Here is a 19,293-nt window from a genome sequence, read left to right on the forward strand (position 1 = left end):
TGCTGTTCACTTCGTTCACTGCATTCGAACAAGCGCAATGAGTCAGATGTTGAAGCGCGAGGTTCCCCGCGCAGCCCATGGCACTGCGCTCCTCGGCAGTGTCACAGGGGAAAGTCCCACACGGGCCATCGCTGCGCTCGGCCTGGGGTTCGGGCCGTCGCTGCGCTCGGCCTTGGACTGAGATGTGGCTCCCTTTCATGCCCGCTCCGCCAACACGCCCGCCAGCAAGGCCAGCGCATCCTGGGCAGTCTCACTCTCGCCTTCGGCCCGCAGCTCGGCGATCACCTCGCCCAGGTAGCCGTCGGCCTGCAGCCCGGCGATGTCGGCATCGGTCGGCACCAGGCGCAGTGCGCCCTGGTCGGCCTGCAGATGGCGCACGCGGGCTTCCGCGGCGCCCAGGCCGGCCTGCAGGCGCGTGCGCGCCGCCAGGTCCATCTGGCCGCGCAGGCGCAGCTCGACCACGTGTTGGGGTGTCAGCGCGGCCAGTTGACCGAGCAGCACGTCCAGGTCGCTGTCGACCTGCAGCGCCGCATCGATCTGCTGCCAGCGGAACTGGCCCACGGCCACGCTGCGCACCTGCGGCGTGGCGCCGGGCGCGTCGATGTCCACGAGCAGCGCGTTGCCCGCGTCGTTGGCGCGGAAGCGGTCGGGCTCGGGCGTGCCGGCGTACCAGGTGCGCGCGTCGATGCCCTTGGTGCCGTGCCAGTCGCCCAGCGCCAGGTAGTCGAGCCGGGCGCGCGCGGCCCGGTCCGGCGCGATCGGGTTCGCCGAATCGATGCCCTCGGCCAGGATGCCCTGCACGCTGCCGTGCGCGATGCCGATGCGCAGCAGGCCGGCCGGCGTGTCGGCGCTGTCGAACCAGGCCGTGAGGTCGTGGTGCGTGTGGCGCTGCGTGAGCGGCGCGGGCAGGGCGGCGAAGCCCTGGCCTTCGAACAGGCGCACGCCGGGCTCCAGCAACAGATGCGCGTTGGGCGGCACGGCGCCCAGGCGCTGGGCACGGCTCCAGACGCTCTCGGCCAGCGCCGCGTCGTGGTTGCCGGGCAGCAGCAGCCAGGGGCCGGCGAAGCCGGCCAGCGCGTTGAACAGCCGGCGCACGGTGCGCTCGGAAACGGTCTGCGCGTCGAACACGTCGCCGGCCACGAGCACGGCGTCCACACGCTCGGCCGTTGCCAACGCCGCCAGCCGCTCCACGGCCTGCAGCCTGGCCTCGGCCAGCATGGGGGCGTTGTCGGGGGACAGGGTGGCGAACTGGCGGCCGATCTGCCAATCGGCCGTGTGCAGGAAACGGGGCATGGCCGTGGATTGTGCCCGGCGGGACCGCGCTGTCTGCCGTGCGACATTTGTGCACGAAGCGTTACAAATCTAGGGGAATACACGACTACGTAGCGATCAGGTCGGTGTGTCATGTTCTGTGTCGGGAACGGACGATCCACCAACGAGAGGAGACCATGAAGAACGCCATGATCCGCGCCACAGTTCGTGCTGTGTGCGCCGCCACCGTGCTGCTGGCCGGCACCGCCGCCTGGGCCCAGCAGAAGGCCGAGGAGGAGCCCGGCTGGGCCAAGGGCCGGCCCAAGACCGACACCGCCATGCGCATGGCGCCGGTGCCGGCGTTCCCCATCCCCACGGCGGTCGACCAGCTGCCGACCAAGAAATTCAAGCTGCCGCCCGGCTTCAAGGTGGAGACCTTCGCCTCGGGCCTGCTCGACGCGCGCGGCCTGCGCCAGGGCGACAAGGGCACGATCTTCGTCAGCACGCTGTTCGTGGGCAACAAGGTCTACGCGCTGCCGGCCGATGGCAAGGGCACCGCCAGGACCATCATCGACAAGATGCCGTTCGCCACCGGCATCGAGTTCCACAAGGGCGCGCTCTACGTCGCCACCAACACGAAAATCCTGCGTTACGACGACGCCGAGGGCAAGCTCGACAACCTGGGCGAGCCCAAGGTGCTCTACGACAAGCTGCCCGGCGGCGGCGACCACAGCTGGAAGTACCTGCGCATCCGCGACGAGAAGCTGTACTTCGCCATCGGCGCGCCCTGCAACATCTGCGACCCGGGCGAGTACGCCAAGATCTACCGCATGAACCTGGACGGCAGCGGCATGGAAACCGTGGCGGCGGGCGTGCGCAACACCGTGGGATTCGACTTCAACCCCAAGGGCGGCCAGCTCTGGTTCACCGACAACGGCCGCGACTGGATGAGCGAGGAGATCCCCAACGACGAGCTCAACGTGGTCAGCAAGCCGGACCAGCACTTCGGCTACCCGTTCTGCCACCAGGGCAACATCGCCGACCCCGAGTTCGGCTGGGGCAAGGATTGCACCGGCAACGAGTTCGCCAAGCCGGCCGCGCTGCTGGGCCCGCATGCGGGCTCGCTGGGACTGAAGTTCTACACCGGCAAGATGTTCCCGGCCAAGTACCAGGGCGCCATGTTCATCGCCCGCCACGGCCCCTGGAACCGCACGGTGAAGTACGCCGACGTGTCGGTCGCCTGGCCCGACGGCAAGGGCGGTGCGAAGGTCGAGCCCTTCATGACGGGCTTCGTCGAGAACAACACCTACCTCGGCCGGCCGGTGGACTTCATGGTGATGAAGGACGGTTCGCTGCTGGTCTCCGACGACCACGCGGGCGCGATCTACCGCATCAGCTACGGCGGCAAGTGAGGCGCGCCGCCGTCCTGCAGGGCGCCGGCCTCGCGCTGGCGGCCCTGCTCGCGGGGCCGGCGGCGGCGCAGCAGGGCGCTGCCGCCTATGCCCAGCGCTACGCCGCCGTCTGCGCCGCCTGCCACGGCGCCAACGGGCGCAGCGACATGCCGCTCACCCCGGCGCTGGCGGGGCAGCACTCGTTCTACGCGATCACGCAGCTGTTCCTGTTCCGCGAGGGGCGGCGCAGCAACGAGGCGATGACGGCCATCGCCAAGACGCTCACCGATGCCGACCTGCGCGGCTTCTCCGAGTACATCGCCACGCTGCCGGCCGTGCCGGCACCGCCGCCGGCCACGCCGCCCGACGCCGCGCGCATGGCCAAGGGGCAGTCGCTCGCGCAGCAGCACAAGTGCTTCGCCTGCCATGGCGCCGACCTGTCGGGCGGCCAGCAGGTGCCGCGCCTGGCCCAGCAGCGCGAGGACTACCTGCAGCTCACGTTGCAGGAGTACAAGTCCGGCAAGCGGCCTGGCTACACCATGGCCATGGGCGAGGCGGTGGGGCCGGTGGCGCCCGAAGACCTGGACACGCTGGCCTACTTCATCGCGCGCTTCGCGCCCGCCGCTCCGGCCCGCAAGTAGCCCCGCCCCCGGCCTGCACCTGCTGCCGGTCGGGTTTTCGTGCGCCTGCCACCGGCATCCGATACAGTTCCGAACAAATGTCGGACGGCTTCCGTCAGGTAAATGCACAAATGTGTGCTAGCACGGCACAATCCCTGCCTGCAGGCCGGGCGACGCCGTGGCCGGATGCCGGCGAGGGCTTGGGCAACACGATGGGACATGGCTGAGACTGTTTTTCGATTCGACCGGGCCGAGTTGCGGCTGGATACACGCGAGCTGTGCGTCGATGGCGCCCCCGTGCCCGTGGGTGCGCGCGCCTTCGACCTGCTGCAGGCGCTGGTGACCCACCGCGACCGGCTGCTGACCAAGCACGAACTCATGGAGATGGTCTGGCCCCGGCTCGTGGTCGAGGAGAACAACCTGCAGGTGCAGGTCAGCACGCTGCGCAAGCTGCTCGGCAGCAAGGCGATCGCCACCGTGCCGGGCCGCGGCTACCGCTTCGCGTCCCTGCTGATCGACGAAAGTCCCGCGCCGGCCGCTGCGCCGCGCGTGGTGGCACCGCCCGCCGCACGCGGCCATGTCGGCAACCTGCGCCAGGACGTGCCGCTGCTCGGCCGCAGTGCCGACCTGGCGGCCGTGGCCGCGCTGGTGCGCGCGCAGCGCCTGGTCAGCCTGCTCGGTGCCGGCGGCATCGGCAAGACCAGCCTGGCCCGCGCCGTGGGCTGGGAATTGGGCCATGCGTTCGCCGACGGCGTCTGGCTGGTGCCGCTGGCCGAGGTGGCCGAAGCCGCCGCGCTGCCGCTGGCCGTGGCGCGCGTGCTGCAGATCAACCTGCCCGGCCCCGACCCGTTGGCCGCGCTGGCCGAGCGGCTGCCGCCCCGGGCGCTGCTGGTGCTGGACAACTGCGAGCACCTGGCCGGCGCCGTGGCCGAACTCGTGGACCGCCTGCTGCAGGCCAGCCCCGGCCTGCACGTGCTGGCCACCAGCCAGGAACCGCTGCGCCTGGCGCGTGAACAGCAGGTGCGCCTGGACGCGCTGTCCGTGCCCGAACCCGGCACGCGTGAGGCCGCGCAGTCGCACGGCGCCGTGGCGCTGTTCCTGGCGCGGGCCCAGGCCGCGCTGCCGGGCTTCGCGCTCGACCCCGGCAACGAAGGCGCCGTGGTGGAGATCTGCCGGGCGCTGGACGGCGTGCCGCTGGCGCTGGAATTCGCCGCCGCGCGCGTGCCGCTGCTGGGCGTGGAGGGCGTGCGCCAGCACCTGGGCCAGCGGTTGCGCATGCTGAGCCGCGGCGCGCGCGACGCGCCCGAGCGCCACCGCACGCTGCGCGCCACGCTGGACTGGAGCCACGCGCTGCTGCGCGAGGACGAGAAGAAGGTGTTCCGCCGTCTGGGCGTGTTCGTCGGTGGCTTCGGCCTGGAACTGGCCCAGCAGCTGGCGGCCGACGCCACCACCGACGCCTGGGACGTGCTGGAGCTGCTGGGCAACCTGGTCGACAAGTCCATGGTGGTGGTGGACACCGCCAGCGCCACGCCGCGCTACCGCCTGCTGGAGACCGCGCGCGCCTACGCCTGCGACCAGCTCGAGCTGGCCGGCGAGCGGCCTGCGCTGCAGCTGGCGCATGCGCGCGCCATGCTCGCCATGTTCGACCGCCGCACGCGCATGGAGCGCCTGGGCCTGGAGACCGTGGACCAGTGGATGCAGGCCTGCCAGGGCGAGGCCGACAACCTGCGCGCTGCCATCGACTGGGCCGTGGCCGGCGGCGAACGCGCGCTCGCGCTGGACCTGGCCAACACCGCGGCCGAGTTCATGTACGAGGCCGGCCGCTATCCCGAATGCGTGGCCTGGATGCGCCGCGCCGAGCCGCTGATCGGTGCCGACACGCCAGAACTCGTGCTCGCGCGCTTCCAGTTCGGACTGGCCATGGTCGGCCTGCACGGCGGCGTGGAGGGGCGTGAGCGGCTGCGCCTGCTGGACGCGGCGCTGGCCATCCTGGAGCGCCATCCGCCTTCCATGGTGCTGGTCTACGCGCTGTGCATGCGCGGCTACGTGGCCGGCATTTGCGGCGATCTGGCGCTGGCACGCGGCACGCTGGACCGCGTGCACGCGCTCACGCAGCCCGCGCCCTTCGCGCCGCTGCGTGGCCTGCCGCTGTACATCGAGGGCATGGTGCGCCGCTTCGAGGGCCGCTCGCACGAGGCACTGGCCGCCTACACCGAGGCGCTGCCCTACGTGCGCCGCCACGGCGATGGCCGCACGCTGTTCTACCTGCAGAGCAACATGGCGGCCGTGCACCACGAGATGGGCCACCTCGACGAGGCCGTGGACCAGTACCGCCGCGCCATCGTGGCGCTGGAGGACTCGCCGCGCACCGACGCGCAGATGATGTCCTTCGCGCTGCTCTGGTACGCCCATGCGCTGACGGCGCAAGGCGCGCTGGACGAGGCGCTGGAGCAGGTGCGGCGCAGCCTGCCGTACTGCCGGCGCTCGGTCGGCCTGCGGCACTTCGCGGGCATGCTGGCGCTGCTGGCGGCGCGGCGTGGAAAGCTGCGCGAGGCGGCCTTGCTGCTGGGCTGCGACGATGCGGCGCGGCAGCGCCGGGGCGAGGTGCGCACGCCGTTCGATCTGCGGACCATGAAGGCGGTGCTGGCGTTGGTGGGAGCGCAGCACGGGGAAGAGCGCGTGGTGGTGTGGCGGGTGCAGGGCGGGGCGCTGGAAGAGGGTGAGGTGGCGGAGCTGGTGCTGGGCGCTTGAGCGACGCAACCGCTGGCCGGGACTGGCGTGTGCACCCTTTTCCGAAGGAATACACACGAAGCGGGCGAATATCCAGATCGAGCGCAAGCTCATGCCGCGTCGTCCAGCCCGCAGCTGTCGCAAGGTGCGCGGCCACGGGACGCCAGGGCCGAATGCGACCCGCCGCCAAGTCGTCCTAGTCGCGTTGAAAGAGGCGCAGCAAGACCTCGCGTGTCCACCGCACCAGCGGCGAATGCGCATGCCGCCGGCTCCAGTGCACCGACACCGTGAAATCGTTGGACGGCAGCTCGAAGTCGAGCAGCTTGAAGCGGTTGGCCGGCATGAATTCCCGCGCGATCTGCTGCGGCATCAACACGGCCAGGTCGGTGTTCTTCACGATGTCGGGTAGTGCCAGGAAGGTCGAGGTCGTCAGCGTGATCTTGCCGTCCAGGTTGGCCGCCTGCAGCATCTGCAGCGTCTGCGTGTGCGAGCGCACCGCGATCCAGTCGAGCGACTGCATCTTGCGCAGTGTCAGCCCGGCCTGCTGCGCCACAGGATGGCCCGCGCGCAGCAGCACCACATAGCGGTCTGTCAGCAGCTTCGCATGGGCCGAGGTGGTGAGCTCGGGCAGGAAGCCGATGGCCAGGTGGATGTCGCCGCTGTCCAGCGCCGCGCCGATGTCCTGCTGCGGCCAGGTTCTGGCCCGCAACTGGATGCCCGGCGCCACGCGCCGCATTTCGCGCATCAGCGGCGGCAGGAAGCGCGCCTCGCCGATGTCGGTGAGGTGGATGCGCAGCTCGGCCGATGAACTTGCCGGGTCAAACGTTCGCTCCGCCGCCAGGCCCGCTTCGATCTGCGCCAGCCCGGACTGCACCGACCGCGCCAGGTCCTCGGCGCGGGGCGTGGGCCGCACGCCGCCGCGCGTGCGCTCGAACAGCGGATCGCCCAGGGCCAGGCGCAGCCGCGTCAGCGCCTGGCTCGTGGACGGCTGCGACATGCCCAACAGCTCTGCGGCACGGCTGACGTTGCGGGTGCGGTAGATCACGTCGAACACGCGCACGAGGTTCAGGTCCAGCTGTTCCATTTATTGGTTTACCCAATAGCACTTAGTAGGCCCATATTGTTGCCCGGATGGCATGGCGCTTCGACACTGCAGGCAATTCGACACCAGCGCCTGCAACACCATGTCCACCTCCAGCAACCGTCCGACCGTGCGCGAGGCCTTCTTGCGTCTGATGCGGGACCTCGGCATCGACACCTTCTTCGGCAACCCCGGCTCGACCGAACTGCCCATGTTCCGCGACTTCCCCAGGGACATGCGCTACGTGCTGGGCCTGCAGGAGTCGGTGGTGGTCGGCATGGCCGACGGGTATGCGCAGGCCACGCGCAATGCCGCCATGGTCAACCTGCATTCGGCCGCCGGCGTCGGGCACGCCATGGGCAACATCTTCACCGCGTTCCGCAACCAGACGCCGATGATCGTCACGGCCGGGCAGCAGGCGCGCTCCATCCTGCCCTTCGACCCCTTCCTGTCGGCCAGCCAGGCCACCGAGCTGCCGCGCCCGTACGTGAAGTGGGCCATCGAGCCGGCGCGCGCCGAGGACGTGCCGCTGGCACTGCTGCGTGCCTACCAGATCGCCATGCAGGCGCCCTGCGGCCCGGTGTTCATCTCCATTCCCGCGGACGACTGGGACCGCGCGACCGACTGGGTGCCCGCCCGCAAAGTGAGCCACTGCACGGCACCGGACCCTGCCGTGCTGGCGCAGCTGGCGCAGGCACTGAACGGTTGCCGGCGCCCGGCCTTCGTGGTCGGCGCGGGCGTGGACCGCGACGGCGCTGTCGATGCCGTCGTGGCGCTGGCCGAGCGCCACCAGGCGGCGGTCTTCACCGCCCCGATGAGCGCGCGCTGCGGCTTCCCGGAGCAGCACCCCCTGTTCGCCGGCTTCCTGCCCGCGATGCGCGAGCGCATCGTCGAAGCGCTGGCCGGCCATGACCTCGTCGTCGTGCTGGGCGCGCCGGCCTTCAGCTACCACGTGGAAGGGCAGGGCCCGCATGTGCCGCCCGGTGCGGACCTCTGGCAGATCGTCGACGACCCGCAGATGGCGGCGTGGACCCCTGCGGGCACGGGCATCGTGTCCAGCGTGCACCTGGCCGTCGCCGCACTGCTGGCCGCGTCGGCACCCGCTGCCGCGCGCACGGCACCTGAACCCCGTCGGCCGGCACCACGTGCCGAGCCGTCCATGCCGATGTCCGTGGCCTTCGCCCTGCAAGCGCTGGATGCGGCCCGTGGCCCGGATGACGTGGTGGTCGAGGAAGCGCCCGGCTCGCGCGGCGTCATGCAGGCCTGCCTGCCGATGCGCGGTGCCGATTCCTTCTACACCATGGCCAGTGGCGGCCTGGGGCATGGCATGCCGGCCGCCGTGGGCGTGGCGCTGGGCCGTCAGAAGCTGGGCCTGCCCGGCCGCGTCATCGCGCTGATCGGCGACGGCTCCAGCCTGTACGCGATCCAGGCCCTGTTCACGGCCGCCAAGCTCCAGCTGCCCATCACCTTCGTGATCCTGAACAACCAGCGCTACGCCGCGCTGCAGGACTTCGCCCCTGTGTTCGGCTACGCGCCGGGCGACAAGCCGGAGGGCACCGACCTGGAGGGCCTGGACTTCGTCGCGCTGGCCCAGGGCCATGGCCTGCCGGGCCGGCGTGTCGAGCGGCCGGAGGGCCTGCGCGATGCCCTGGCGGGGGCGCTGGGCCACGCCGGCCCGCTCCTGATCGAACTCGTCGTGGCCTGAGCGCCGCGCACTCCTGATTTCAACCCGTGGAGACACACATGCAGCAGATCCAACTCCTCATCAACGGCGAAAAGTGCCTGGCCAGCCAGGAGCGCTTCTTCGAGCGGCGCAATCCGCTGGACGGCGAGGTGGCCACGCGCGCCCCCGCCGCCAGCGCGGCCGATGCCGTGCGCGCGGTCGAGGCCGCCAGCCGCGCCTTCCCGGCCTGGTCGCGCATGGGCCCGGGCGCCCGCCGCGGCCTGCTGCTCAAGGCCGCCGCCGCGCTGGAGGCCAAGGCCGAGGCCTTCACGGCCGCCATGGCGGCGGAGACCGGCAGCTCGGCCATCTGGGCCGGCTTCAACGTGCACGTGGCCGCCGGCATGCTGCAGGAAGCCGCCGCGCTGACCACCCAGGTCGGCGGCGAGATCATTCCCTCCGACGTGCCGGGCAGCCTGGCCATGGGCGTGCGCCAGCCGGCCGGCGTGGTGCTGGGCATGGCGCCGTGGAATGCGCCCGTGATCCTGGGCGTGCGCGCCGTGGCGACACCCCTGGCCTGCGGCAACACCGTGGTGCTCAAGGGCTCGGAGCTGTCGCCGGCCACGCACGGACTGATCATCGAGGCGCTGCAGGAAGCCGGCCTGCCGCCCGGCGTCGTGAACTTCGTGACCAACGACCCGGCCGATGCCGGCGCGGTGGTCGAGGCGATGGTCGCGCACCCCGCGGTGCGCCGCGTCAACTTCACCGGCTCCACGCGCGTGGGCCGCATCATCGCGGCGCTGTGCGCCCAGCACCTCAAGCCGGCCGTGCTCGAGCTGGGCGGCAAGGCCCCGCTGCTGGTGCTGGAGGACGCAGACCTCGATGCCGCCGTCAACGGCGCGGCCTTCGGCGCGTTCGCCAACTCGGGCCAGATCTGCATGTCCACCGAACGCATCATCGTGGACGCGAAGATCGCCGACGCCTTCGTGGCCAAGCTGGCCGCCAAGGCCCAGGCGCTGCCCCTGGGCGATCCGCGCAAGGGCCCGGTGGTGCTGGGCTCGGTGGTCGACATGCGCACCGTGGAGCGCTGCAACGCGCTGATCGACGACGCGCTGGCCAAGGGCGCCACGCTGGTGTGCGGCGGCAAGGCCGACTCCACGCTGATGCCGGCCACGCTGCTGGACCACGTGACGGCCGACATGCGGATCTACCAGGAAGAGAGCTTCGGCCCGGTCAAGCCCATCGTGCGCGTGGACGGCGTGGACGCCGCGGTGGCCTGCGCCAACGACAACGCGTTCGGCCTGTCGGCCGCGGTGTTCAGCCGCGACGTGGCCAAGGCCTGGAACGTGGCCCAGCGCATCGAGTCCGGCATCTGCCACATCAACGCGCCGACCGTGCACGACGAGCCGCAGATGCCGTTCGGCGGCGTGAAGGAGTCCGGCTACGGCCACTTCGGCGGCCGCGCCGGCATCGAATCGTTCACCGACCTGCGCTGGATCACGGTGCAGACCACGGAGCGGCGCTACCCGTTCTGACACAGAAGCGTCGCCATCTCCATCGAGGGCTTTATGTCCAATTCATCCCCGCGCCGCCATTTCATCGCAGCCGCCGGCGTCGCCGCCGTGGCACCCCTGCTTGGCCCATTGGCCGGATGCGCCACGGCAAGCACCCCATCCATGCCGGCGTCCGAGCAGCTGGAGCTGACGGCCACCCAGGCACTGGATGCCATGCAGTCCGGCCGTCTTCGCGCGCAGGACTACATGCACACCTTGCTGGCCCAGGCCGAGCGCATGGACGGCTTGCGCAGCATGATCGCGCTGGACCGCGCCGGTGCGATGGCGGCTGCGCGCCGGGTGGACGCCAGCCGTGCACGCGGCGACAAGCTGCCTGCGTTGGCCGGCCTGCCCATCGTCGTCAAGGACAACATCAACACCAGCAATCTGCCCACCACGGGCGGCACGCCGGCGCTGCGCGACGTGCGCCCCACGGCGAACGCGCCGACGCTGCAGCGCCTGCTGGACGCCGGCGCCATCGTGCTGGGCAAGGCGAACATGCACGAGCTGGCGTTCGGCGCCACCACGACGAACTTGTCGCCCTTCGCCGGCATCGCCCGCAACCCGTATGACCGCAGCCGCGTGCCTGGGGGATCGTCCGGCGGCACAGGGGCGGCCGTGGCTGCGCGCATCGCACCGGCCGGTCTCGGCACGGACACCGGCGGCTCCGTGCGCATCCCGGCCGCGTTCTGCGGCATCGCCGGGCTGCGGCCTTCGGTGGGAGACGGTGGTGCCGAGAGGCGCTACGACGGCAGCGGCGTGCTGCCCATCAGCCACACACGCGACACCATCGGGCCGATGGCGCGCACCATGCGGGACGTGGCACTGCTCGACGCTGCCATGAGCGGCCAGCCGCTCGCGCGACCGGTACCGCTGGCGGGCATCCGCCTGGGCGTGCCTGCATCGTTCTGGAACGGCTCTGAACGCCAGGTGCTGGCGGTCATGGAACAGGCCAAGCAGAAGCTGCGCGACGCCGGTGCGGTGCTCGTGGAGGTGGACACCACGGGGTTGGCGGAGCTCACTGCATTGGCAGCATTTCCGATTGCCCTGCACGAAGCGCACGAGGACATTCCGGCCTACCTGCGCAAGACCGGTGTCCAGGGCATCGGGCTGGAGGAGATCCTTGCCCAGGTGGCCGGGCCCGACGTGAAGGGTGCCATGCAGGCCGTGGTGCAGGATGTGGCGGGCAAGGACTACGCGGCGGCGATCGGCATCCACCGGCCGCGCATGCGCCAGCTCTACGCCGACTATTTCGCCCAGAACCGGCTGGACGGCGCGCTGTTTCCCACTGTGCAGGTGGCAGCGCCAGTGATCGACCCGGTCAACGGCACGTCCAAGATCAGCATTGACGGGCGCGCCCCGGTCGATACGTTTCCCGCCATCATCCGCAACACCGATCCGGGCAGCACAGCAGGGATCCCCGGAATCACGGTGCCGGCGGGTCTCACCGCCGGCGGACTGCCGGTCGGGCTGGCGGTGGACGGCCCCGTCGGCTCCGACGCTCGCCTCCTGGGCATCGGCATGGCGCTGGAGGACCTGCTGGGACTGCTGCCCGCACCACGCCTCGCAGGAGGGGCCGCGTGAACATCACGGTCGTCGGCGCGGGCGCCATGGGGTCGCTGTTCGGCGGCCTGCTGGCCGAAAGCGGCCACGGCGTGACGCTGGTCGACGTGAACGCGGCGCACCTGCAGGCCATCGAATCCCATGGCCTGCGCCTGCACAACGACCAGACGGACCGCCACATCCGCGCACTGCGCGCCTGCCGGCCCGACGAGGCGGACGGTGTGCCGGACCTGGTGCTGCTGTTCACCAAGACGCTGCACACCGCCAGGGCGCTCGCCGGAGTGGCCCACCTGATCGGCGCCGAAACGCACGTGCTGTCGCTGCAGAACGGCCTGGGCAACGTGGAGGCGATCGGCCAGCACGTGGCCATGGAGCGCATCCTGATCGGGGTGACGACCTGGCCCGCCGACCTGGTCGGGCCGGGCCATGTCCACTCCCATGGCAAGGGCGTGGTGCGCCTGATGTCGGCGGACGGACGTGAGCGGCCCTTCGTGGCCGCGGTGGCGCGCGCGCTCGACGAGGCCGGCCTGGCCTGCACGGCCGATGTGGCGGTGTGGACGGCGATCTGGGAGAAGGTGGCCTTCAACGCGGCGCTGAACAGCATCTGCGCGGCCACCCAGTGCACCGTGGACCAGCTCGGTGCGGTCGAGGACGGGCAGGCCCTGGCCTTCGCCATCGTCGACGAGGTGCTGGCGGTCGCGCAGGCGCAGGGCGTCGCCGTGCAGGTGGATGCCTGCAAGGCGCGCGTGGCCGATGCCATCGCGCGCCACGTGGGCCACAAGCCCTCGATGCTGCAAGACGTGCTGGCCGGCCGGCGCACCGAGATCGAGGCGATCAACGGTGCCGTGGTCGCCGCCGCCGCGGCGCGCGGCATTCCCGTTCCGTGCACGCGCACGCTGCTGCAGATCGTGCGGCTCGTGCAGGCGCGCGCCCCACATTCCCTGGAGACACCATGAACAACCATCGCCCCACCCACATCGCCGGCCGCAAGAGCGCCTGGCGCGCATGGGCCACCGTGCTGGCAGCGCTGTCGCTGGCGCTGCCTGGCCTGGCATCCGGCCAGGCATGGCCGGCCAAGCCCATCAAGATCGTCGTGAATTTCCCGCCCGGCGGCGCTGCCGACCAGATCGCCCGCTCCCTGACGCAGCCGTTGCAGGAAGCGCTGGGCCAGCCCGTGGTGGTGGAGAACAAGAGCGGCGCCGGTGGCAACATCGGCGGCGAAGCGGTCGCCAAGGCAGCGCCCGACGGCTACACCCTGCTGATGAGCTCGGGCGGCATGGTGTCGGTCAACCCGCACATCTATCCCAAGATGTCGTTCGATCCGACCAAGGACCTGGAGCCGGTCGCTGCCGCTGCACGCGTGCTCGTGTTCCTCGTGACCGCGCCGGGCTTTCCGGCCGCGAATGCCACGGAGTTCCTGGCGCAGCTGCGCGCCAAGCCCGGCAAGCTGTCCTTCGGCTCCCCTGGCAATGGCAGTTCGCCGCACCTGGCAGCGGAGATGATGAAGTCGCAGGCCAATGTGTTCGCCACGCATGTGCCCTACCGGGGCGCAGCGCCGGCGCTGACCGACCTGCTGGCCGGACAGCTGGACTTCCTGTTCGATCCCGGCGTGGCGATTCCGCACATCAAGGCCGGCAAGCTCAAGCTGCTGGCGGTCGGCAGCCCCAAGCGATCTCCGCTGTTCCCGGATGTACCGACGCTCGACGAGGCCGGCCTGAAGGGCTTTGATGCGGACACCGTGTTCGGCGTGTACGCACCAGCGGGCACGCCGGCCGACATCGTCAACCGGCTCAACCGCGAAATCAACAAGGCGTTGACGCTGCCAGGCCCCCGCGACCGCATCTTGGCGCTCGGTGGCGAGCCGGCGCCGATGACGCCCGCCCAGTTCCATGCCAAGGCGCTGGAGGACGGCATGCGCTTCGGCAAGCTGATCCGCGAACGCAAGATCGTGGGCGACTGAGACGCACGACGGCCATCGAAGGCACCGTGCTGACCGCCGCTTCGCGCATTCCGAGACCTGTCCGAGCCTCGGCCTTCCATCTCCCGAACGCATGCCGCATGCGTTCCATCCCGCATTTTTTCCATCGCCCACCAGGAGACATCCCGTGACCACTTTTCAACTGACCCGTCGTTCCGTTGCAGCACTCGCGTTGGCCGTGCCGCTGTGCTCTTTCGCGCAGGATGGCCGCACCACCGAATGGGTGATCGGCTACGCCGCAGGCGGCGGCTCCGACGCGCTGGCCCGCACCATTGCCGAGCAAATGGGCCGGACCATGGGCCGCACCATCATCATCAACAACAAGCCGGGCGGTGCCACCAACATCGCGGCCGACTACGTCGCCAAGTCGAAGGCGCAGGACCACATGCTGTTCACGGCCGACTTCGCAACGCTGGCGGCCAATCCCTGGCTCTTCTCCAAGCTGCCGTTCGATCCTGACAAGGACTTCAAGTCCGTCGGCCTGCTCGGACGCTTTCCCCTCGTGCTGGTCGTCGGTCCGCAGGTCCCGGTGACGAACTACAAGGAGTTCGTCGCCTGGGCCAAGGCCAGCAAGACACCGATCAACTTCGCTTCGGCCGGCATCGGCAGCCCGCAGCATCTGGCGGGCGAGCTGTTCCGCGAGAAGACCGGTCTGAACCTGCAGCATGTGCCGTACCGCGGTGGCGCGCTCGCGGTGCAGGACATCATGGGTGGCCAGGTTCCAATGGCCTTGATGGACAGCGCGAGCGTCGTTCCGCATCTGCAGGGCGGCCGCTTGCGTGCCCTGGGTGTGGCCAGCACGAACCGTGTGAAGGTGTTGCCGGACATGCCCACGCTGGCTGAACAGGGCCTGCCGGACTTCGAGGCATTCGCCTGGCAGGGGTTGGTCGTCCCTGCAGCCGCCACGGCAGAACAGGTCGCGGCCCTGGCCACGGCGCTGCAGAGCGCGCTGGCCTCGGAACCCGTCAAGGCGCGCATGCAGGCACTGGCCATCGAAGCCGTGCCGGGGACGCCCGAGCAGATGAACGCCTACGTGAAGGCCGAGCGCGCCCGGTGGGGTGCGGTCATCAAGGCAGCCAACGTCAAGCTCGACTGAGCATCGGGCGCCTGCATGTTGCTCAATGCGCACGACTGGCGCGCCGCCGCCCGGCGCCGTCTGCCGCGGTTCGTGTTCGACTACGTCGATGGCGCGGCGGACGACGGGCTGTGCCTGCAGCGCAACCGGGCCGACCTCGATGCCTGCACCCTGCAGCCGCGGGTGTTGCGCGATACCAGTGAACTCGCTACCGACGTCCAGTTGTTCGGCCGCCGTTGGACGATGCCCGTCGGGATTGCGCCGACCGGGTTGAATGGGCTGATCCGTCCCGACGGCGACCGTGCCATCGCGCGGGCTGCCGCGGAAGCCGGGATCGCTTTCACGTTGTCGACGGCGTCGAACACGCGGCTGGAAGATGTGCGGGCGGCGGCGCCAGACAGCGTGCAGTGGATGCAGCTGTACGTGATGCACCGGGAGATGGCCGAACGTGTCGTGCGGCGCGCACAGACCGCAGGGTACGAAGCGCTGGTGCTGACGGTGGATGTGCCGGTGAGCGGCAATCGGGAACTCGACGTGCGCAACGGATTTCGCTTGCCCTTCAAGCCCACGGCACGGCTTGCGCTCGACGTCGCACGACACCCCGGCTGGGCACTGCGAATGGCAGGTCATGGCGCACCGGACTTCGCCAATCTGAGGCCCGACGATGGCGAGGCCGCGTCACCGGCCTTGCAGGCTGCCTTGCTGGCACGCGCGATGGACCGCACGCTGGCCTGGGAACAGCTTGGATGGCTGCGCGCGCTGTGGAAAGGGCCCTTGCTGCTCAAAGGAGTCCTGCACGCCGAGGATGCCCGCAGGGCGCTCGACCACGGCATCGACGGACTCATCGTCTCCAACCACGGCGGGCGGCAACTGGACGCATCGCCCTCGGCGATTGCAGCGCTCCCGTCTGTGGTCGCGGCCGTGGGTGAGCGCATTCCTGTGCTGATGGACAGCGGCATTCGGCGTGGCGCAGACGTTGCCAAGGCCTTGGCCCTGGGCGCGCGGGCCGTGCTGGTCGGACGACCCGTTCTCTACGCGCTGGCGACTTCTGGCCAGCGCGGCATCGAAGCCTGGCTGCGCACCCTGCGTGAAGACCTTGTGCGCACCATGGTCCTGCTCGGAGCACGCAGCATTGGCGAACTCAGACAAGCACCTTCGGTCGACACGGACGAAGTCGGATGCAAAACGACGCCAAGCGCATGGGCCGCCAGTCTGCCGCCGCGGGATCGTGCTGGTCTGACACCCCGCTCGGTTCCACAGTTCCACAAATGAAAGACAACATCGGAGATTGACCATGAACAAGACCAGATTCGGTGCATTCGCGCGTACGTGCGCAGTCGCTTTCGCCGTCGCTACCGCAGGGACTGCCTACGCCGCGGACAGCACCCCCATGCTGCATGCCGAGGGCTCCGTGGAGCTGAAAGAGTCCCCCGACCGCGTCTGGGCTGTTGTAGGGGATTTCCTGGGCATCCACCGGTGGCACCCGGGCATCAAGGGGACGACCTTGCTGGAGGGCGAAAACAAGCGGCCATTGGCGGTGAGACAACTCGACTTGGGGGAGGGGCAATGGCTCATCTCCGAGCTGCTGGAGTGGGACGGACAACGACGCACCTTGCGCTATCGAATCCTCAAGTCCCCACTTCCGTTCGTGAACTACGTCGCCACCTACGCGGTCAGCGCCACACCGAACGGCGGTAGCGTGTTCACCTGGAAGGCCGATTTCCGTCGCCGTCCGTCCGGCGTGGAGGCAGGGACTGATGACGCTGCCGTGGTCGGCCTCGTGAAGAGCGTGATCGACGGCGGAATTGGCAACCTCCCGAAAGCGCTCGGCGAGTAACTGCGGGTGCCCCGGGTCCTCAACCACCGAGAGAAGACATGGGGCTACGTGCGAACCGAAACGGCGTTGCGCGGCCTGGGCCATGGCGCGCTTGCGAGCGATCCACAGCGCCGCTCTCACTCAGCGGCGGCCGTGCCGCTCAAAGCGGCCTCGCGTTCGCCCGAGACAGCCGGCTGCACTGGGCGCAGAGCTGACCTCCCATGTAGACCCGCCGCCAGGAGCTGTCGTTCAACGCGGAGGCGCAAACGACGGGATCAAGCTGAAATTGAAATGCGACATCCACCGGTGGGACGACATTGGACTCCTCTCACTCGCCCGGACTTCTCACGACATCTGTGGGCATCCGTGGGCACCGTGGCAGTACGGAGTCGGCCGCAGGAGATTCAACACTCGGATCAGCTGTCCAACTTGATGCCTGCGGCACGGATCATCTTGCCGCTTTTCTCCACATCGCTGTCGACGAGGGCGCGAAACTCGTCAGGCTTCATCTGCGCGGCGATCTGGCCGAAGTCGGCGTAGCGCTGGATGATGTCGGGCGACCGAAGCGCAGACCGGACGTCCTCCGAGACCTGCTGGATCACTGGCGCAGGCACGCCTGCCGGCGCGAACATCCCGATCCATGCCGAGCTCTCGAAGCCCACGACGCCGGATTCGCTCAATGTCGGCACATCAGGCAGGAACGGTGAACGGCGTGCACCCGTCACGGCAATGGGCCGCAGCTTGCCTGCAGCAATGTGCGGCTTCGCGGTGCCGTAGTTGACCAGGGCCAGGCCGATCTCACCTCCCAGCATGGCTTGAACCACCGGCGCCGATCCCCGGTACGGAACATGGATCAGCTCGACACCCAATTGCCGGCTCATCTCGGCCTGGACCAAGTTGGAGGTCGACCCATTTCCGAGAGACCCGAACGCGATGCGTCGCGGATCCGTCCGGGCGACGGAGACCGCGTCCTTCAAGGAACGGATCGGGCTGGCCTCCGGCGTCAGGACGACCAGTTGTTCCATGGTGATCGGGCAGATGGGCGTCAGCTCCTTCGACGGATCGAGCTTCAAACCTTGCAGCAGATAGGGCAGTTGGAAGGTCAACGACGTGGTGACCAGCAGGGTATGCCCGTTGCGGGGTGCACCCAGAGCCGCCTGCGCGGCGATCATGGTGTTTGCGCCAGGCCGGTTGTCCAGCACGATGGGGGTGCCCCAGATCTCCCGCAGCCTGTCGGCCAGCAGCCGCATCGGCACATCGGCCCCTCCGCCCGGAGCGAACGGCACGATCACCTTCACAGTCTGATGGGGGAACGCGCGCCCCTGGGCGCGCGCCGGGCCCATCAGAGCCTCTGAGAGAAGCGCAAGCAGGGCGCTGTGCGCAGAGCGTCGATTCATCATCGTCTCCATTCCATCGATCGGTAATTCATGCAGATGCCCGCATGGCGCTCAGAATGACGCCGTTCACGTGACTGGGGTACTCGAGCTTGGGCATGTGCCCACAGTGGGGAATCTCATGGAAGCTCGCATGGGGCACGCTGTCGCGCAGCGGCACGGCGTGCAGGGACGGCGGCGCGAGCCGATCTTCCCGGCCAACCACGATGGACACCGGACAGCGCACGGTTGCCAGGCGGTCCGGGGTATGGACAGACAGGAGCATGGTTACCGCCTGCATCCAGCCTTTCAACGTCATCGCGTCCCGCAGTTGCATGACAAGCTCGCGGACGAGGTGTGGTGCATCCGGCGGCAGAAGGCGTCGGGCCACCTCGGATCGGTTTTCCGCCAGGGTTTTCTCCGCGCTTGCATGCAGGCCTTCCAGCATCGTCGCGCGCTGGTCCGCAGGCAGCGTGCCGCGCGCCACATTCGGCGCCATCAGCACAAGTGCGCTGACGTGCCCGGGGAAGAGGCTGGCGTAAGTCGTCGCGATCACGCTTCCCCAGGAACTGCCCACGAGCGTGACCGTCCTGGTCAGCCCGAGAGCCTGGATGAAGGCATGCAAAGCGTGGGCGAAGTCATCCGCCGTCGGGCTGGGCATCGGCAGCGGATCGGATGCGCCGAAGCCCGGCGCGTCCCAGGCGACCGCGCGCACATCCGGCGGCAGTCCGGCGAGTTGGCCGCGATAGCCGGCCGAGCTCGAGCCCAGACCGTGGAGCATGACCACGGCGTCGCCGTCGCGCCGTCCCGCCGCGCGGTAGGACATCTTGGCGCTGGCGGCATCCTGCCGCGCGGACCCAAGCTCGACCTGCGCAAGTGGAGGAAGTGCCGTGCGCAGCAGTCGCTCATCCTCCGGCAGGAGCGGCCTCGCTTTGGACTCGGGCTGCATTCAGGCCGCCTGTCGCTGCGGTGGGCCGGCAAGCCGCTGTGAAATGCCTTGGGCGGTCTTCGCGAGCGCATGAGCCAGCGGAGAGTCAAGTTCTGCCAAAAACACGCCCGCGTCACCGATCGCAGCGATGGCCAGAATGGCATTGCCGTCAGGGTGTTGATTTCCACGCAGAACTGACCCACTGCCACAGGTAATTTCCGTCCAAATCTGACCCACGTAAGAACCCTAACCTGCTGCTTTTTGCGGCAGGAGC

Annotated in this window: 15 protein-coding genes; 11 read left to right on the forward strand and 4 right to left on the reverse strand. The window is 69.6% G+C overall.

Annotation, left to right across the window (positions count from 1 at the left end):
* Positions 1–195 precede the first annotated feature (195 nt).
* Positions 196–1,293 (reverse strand): DNA repair exonuclease, encoded by a 1,098-nt coding sequence (locus ASF45_RS18305; RefSeq protein ID WP_056665731.1) that lies wholly within the window; start codon positions 1,291–1,293, stop codon positions 196–198.
* 155 nt (positions 1,294–1,448) lie between these two features.
* On the opposite strand from ASF45_RS18305, the gene ASF45_RS18310 reads away from it, so the two are divergent.
* From ASF45_RS18310 to ASF45_RS18320, 3 genes are all read left to right on the forward strand, one after another.
* A complete protein-coding gene (locus ASF45_RS18310; RefSeq protein ID WP_235580962.1) occupies positions 1,449–2,663 on the forward strand; it encodes a sorbosone dehydrogenase family protein in 1,215 nt (404 codons plus the stop codon).
* Positions 2,660–3,283 (forward strand): c-type cytochrome, encoded by a 624-nt coding sequence (locus ASF45_RS18315; RefSeq protein WP_063887714.1) that lies wholly within the window; start codon positions 2,660–2,662, stop codon positions 3,281–3,283. The genes ASF45_RS18310 and ASF45_RS18315 overlap by 4 nt, the downstream gene beginning before the upstream one ends.
* 198 nt (positions 3,284–3,481) lie before the next feature.
* Complete coding sequence (locus tag ASF45_RS18320) at positions 3,482–6,013, forward strand: winged helix-turn-helix domain-containing protein (RefSeq protein ID WP_162244028.1); 2,532 nt, start codon at positions 3,482–3,484, stop codon at positions 6,011–6,013.
* A 175-nt stretch (positions 6,014–6,188) separates the two neighbouring features.
* Here the strand turns inward: ASF45_RS18320 and ASF45_RS18325 are convergent, their stop codons facing one another.
* The gene (locus tag ASF45_RS18325) at positions 6,189–7,076 is read right to left on the reverse strand and encodes a LysR substrate-binding domain-containing protein (RefSeq protein ID WP_056665735.1); all 888 of its coding nucleotides are present in this window, start codon (positions 7,074–7,076) and stop codon (positions 6,189–6,191) included.
* A gap of 100 nt (positions 7,077–7,176) precedes the next feature.
* Between ASF45_RS18325 and mdlC the strand changes: the two genes are divergently transcribed.
* The 8 genes from mdlC (at position 7,177) to ASF45_RS18365 (ending at position 16,739) form a co-directional block, all read left to right on the forward strand.
* Positions 7,177–8,778 (forward strand): benzoylformate decarboxylase, encoded by a 1,602-nt coding sequence (gene mdlC, locus ASF45_RS18330; protein WP_056665738.1) that lies wholly within the window; start codon positions 7,177–7,179, stop codon positions 8,776–8,778.
* A 38-nt stretch (positions 8,779–8,816) separates the two neighbouring features.
* Positions 8,817–10,268: an aldehyde dehydrogenase gene (locus ASF45_RS18335; protein WP_056665743.1), complete on the forward strand. Its 1,452-nt coding sequence runs from the start codon at positions 8,817–8,819 to the stop codon at positions 10,266–10,268.
* A 141-nt stretch (positions 10,269–10,409) separates the two neighbouring features.
* Positions 10,410–11,870, forward strand: a complete 1,461-nt coding sequence (iaaH, locus tag ASF45_RS18340) for an indoleacetamide hydrolase (protein WP_056665746.1) — start codon at positions 10,410–10,412, stop codon at positions 11,868–11,870.
* Entirely contained in the window at positions 11,867–12,805 is a 939-nt protein-coding gene (locus ASF45_RS18345) for a ketopantoate reductase family protein (RefSeq protein ID WP_082551110.1), read from the forward strand. The genes iaaH and ASF45_RS18345 overlap by 4 nt, the downstream gene beginning before the upstream one ends.
* A complete protein-coding gene (locus ASF45_RS18350) occupies positions 12,802–13,809 on the forward strand; it encodes a tripartite tricarboxylate transporter substrate binding protein (protein WP_082551111.1) in 1,008 nt (335 codons plus the stop codon). The genes ASF45_RS18345 and ASF45_RS18350 overlap by 4 nt, the downstream gene beginning before the upstream one ends.
* Positions 13,810–13,954: 145 nt before the next feature.
* Positions 13,955–14,923, forward strand: a complete 969-nt coding sequence (locus tag ASF45_RS18355; RefSeq protein ID WP_056665750.1) for a tripartite tricarboxylate transporter substrate binding protein — start codon at positions 13,955–13,957, stop codon at positions 14,921–14,923.
* A gap of 15 nt (positions 14,924–14,938) precedes the next feature.
* Entirely contained in the window at positions 14,939–16,174 is a 1,236-nt protein-coding gene (locus ASF45_RS18360; RefSeq protein WP_082551112.1) for an alpha-hydroxy acid oxidase, read from the forward strand.
* A gap of 22 nt (positions 16,175–16,196) precedes the next feature.
* On the forward strand, positions 16,197–16,739 hold the full coding sequence (locus tag ASF45_RS18365; protein ID WP_056665753.1) for an SRPBCC family protein: 543 nt from the start codon (positions 16,197–16,199) through the stop codon (positions 16,737–16,739).
* A 395-nt stretch (positions 16,740–17,134) separates the two neighbouring features.
* On the opposite strand, the gene ASF45_RS18370 is transcribed toward ASF45_RS18365, so the two are convergent.
* Both ASF45_RS18370 and ASF45_RS18375 read right to left on the reverse strand, forming a co-directional pair.
* Positions 17,135–18,115, reverse strand: coding sequence for a tripartite tricarboxylate transporter substrate binding protein (locus tag ASF45_RS18370; RefSeq protein WP_162244029.1), 981 nt, complete (start codon positions 18,113–18,115; stop codon positions 17,135–17,137).
* Between the two features lie 28 nt (positions 18,116–18,143).
* Complete coding sequence (locus ASF45_RS18375; RefSeq protein WP_056665760.1) at positions 18,144–19,040, reverse strand: alpha/beta fold hydrolase; 897 nt, start codon at positions 19,038–19,040, stop codon at positions 18,144–18,146.
* Positions 19,041–19,293 lie beyond the last annotated feature (253 nt).

The organism is Pseudorhodoferax sp. Leaf265, assembly GCF_001422365.1.
Lineage (GTDB): Bacteria > Pseudomonadota > Gammaproteobacteria > Burkholderiales > Burkholderiaceae_C > Pseudorhodoferax.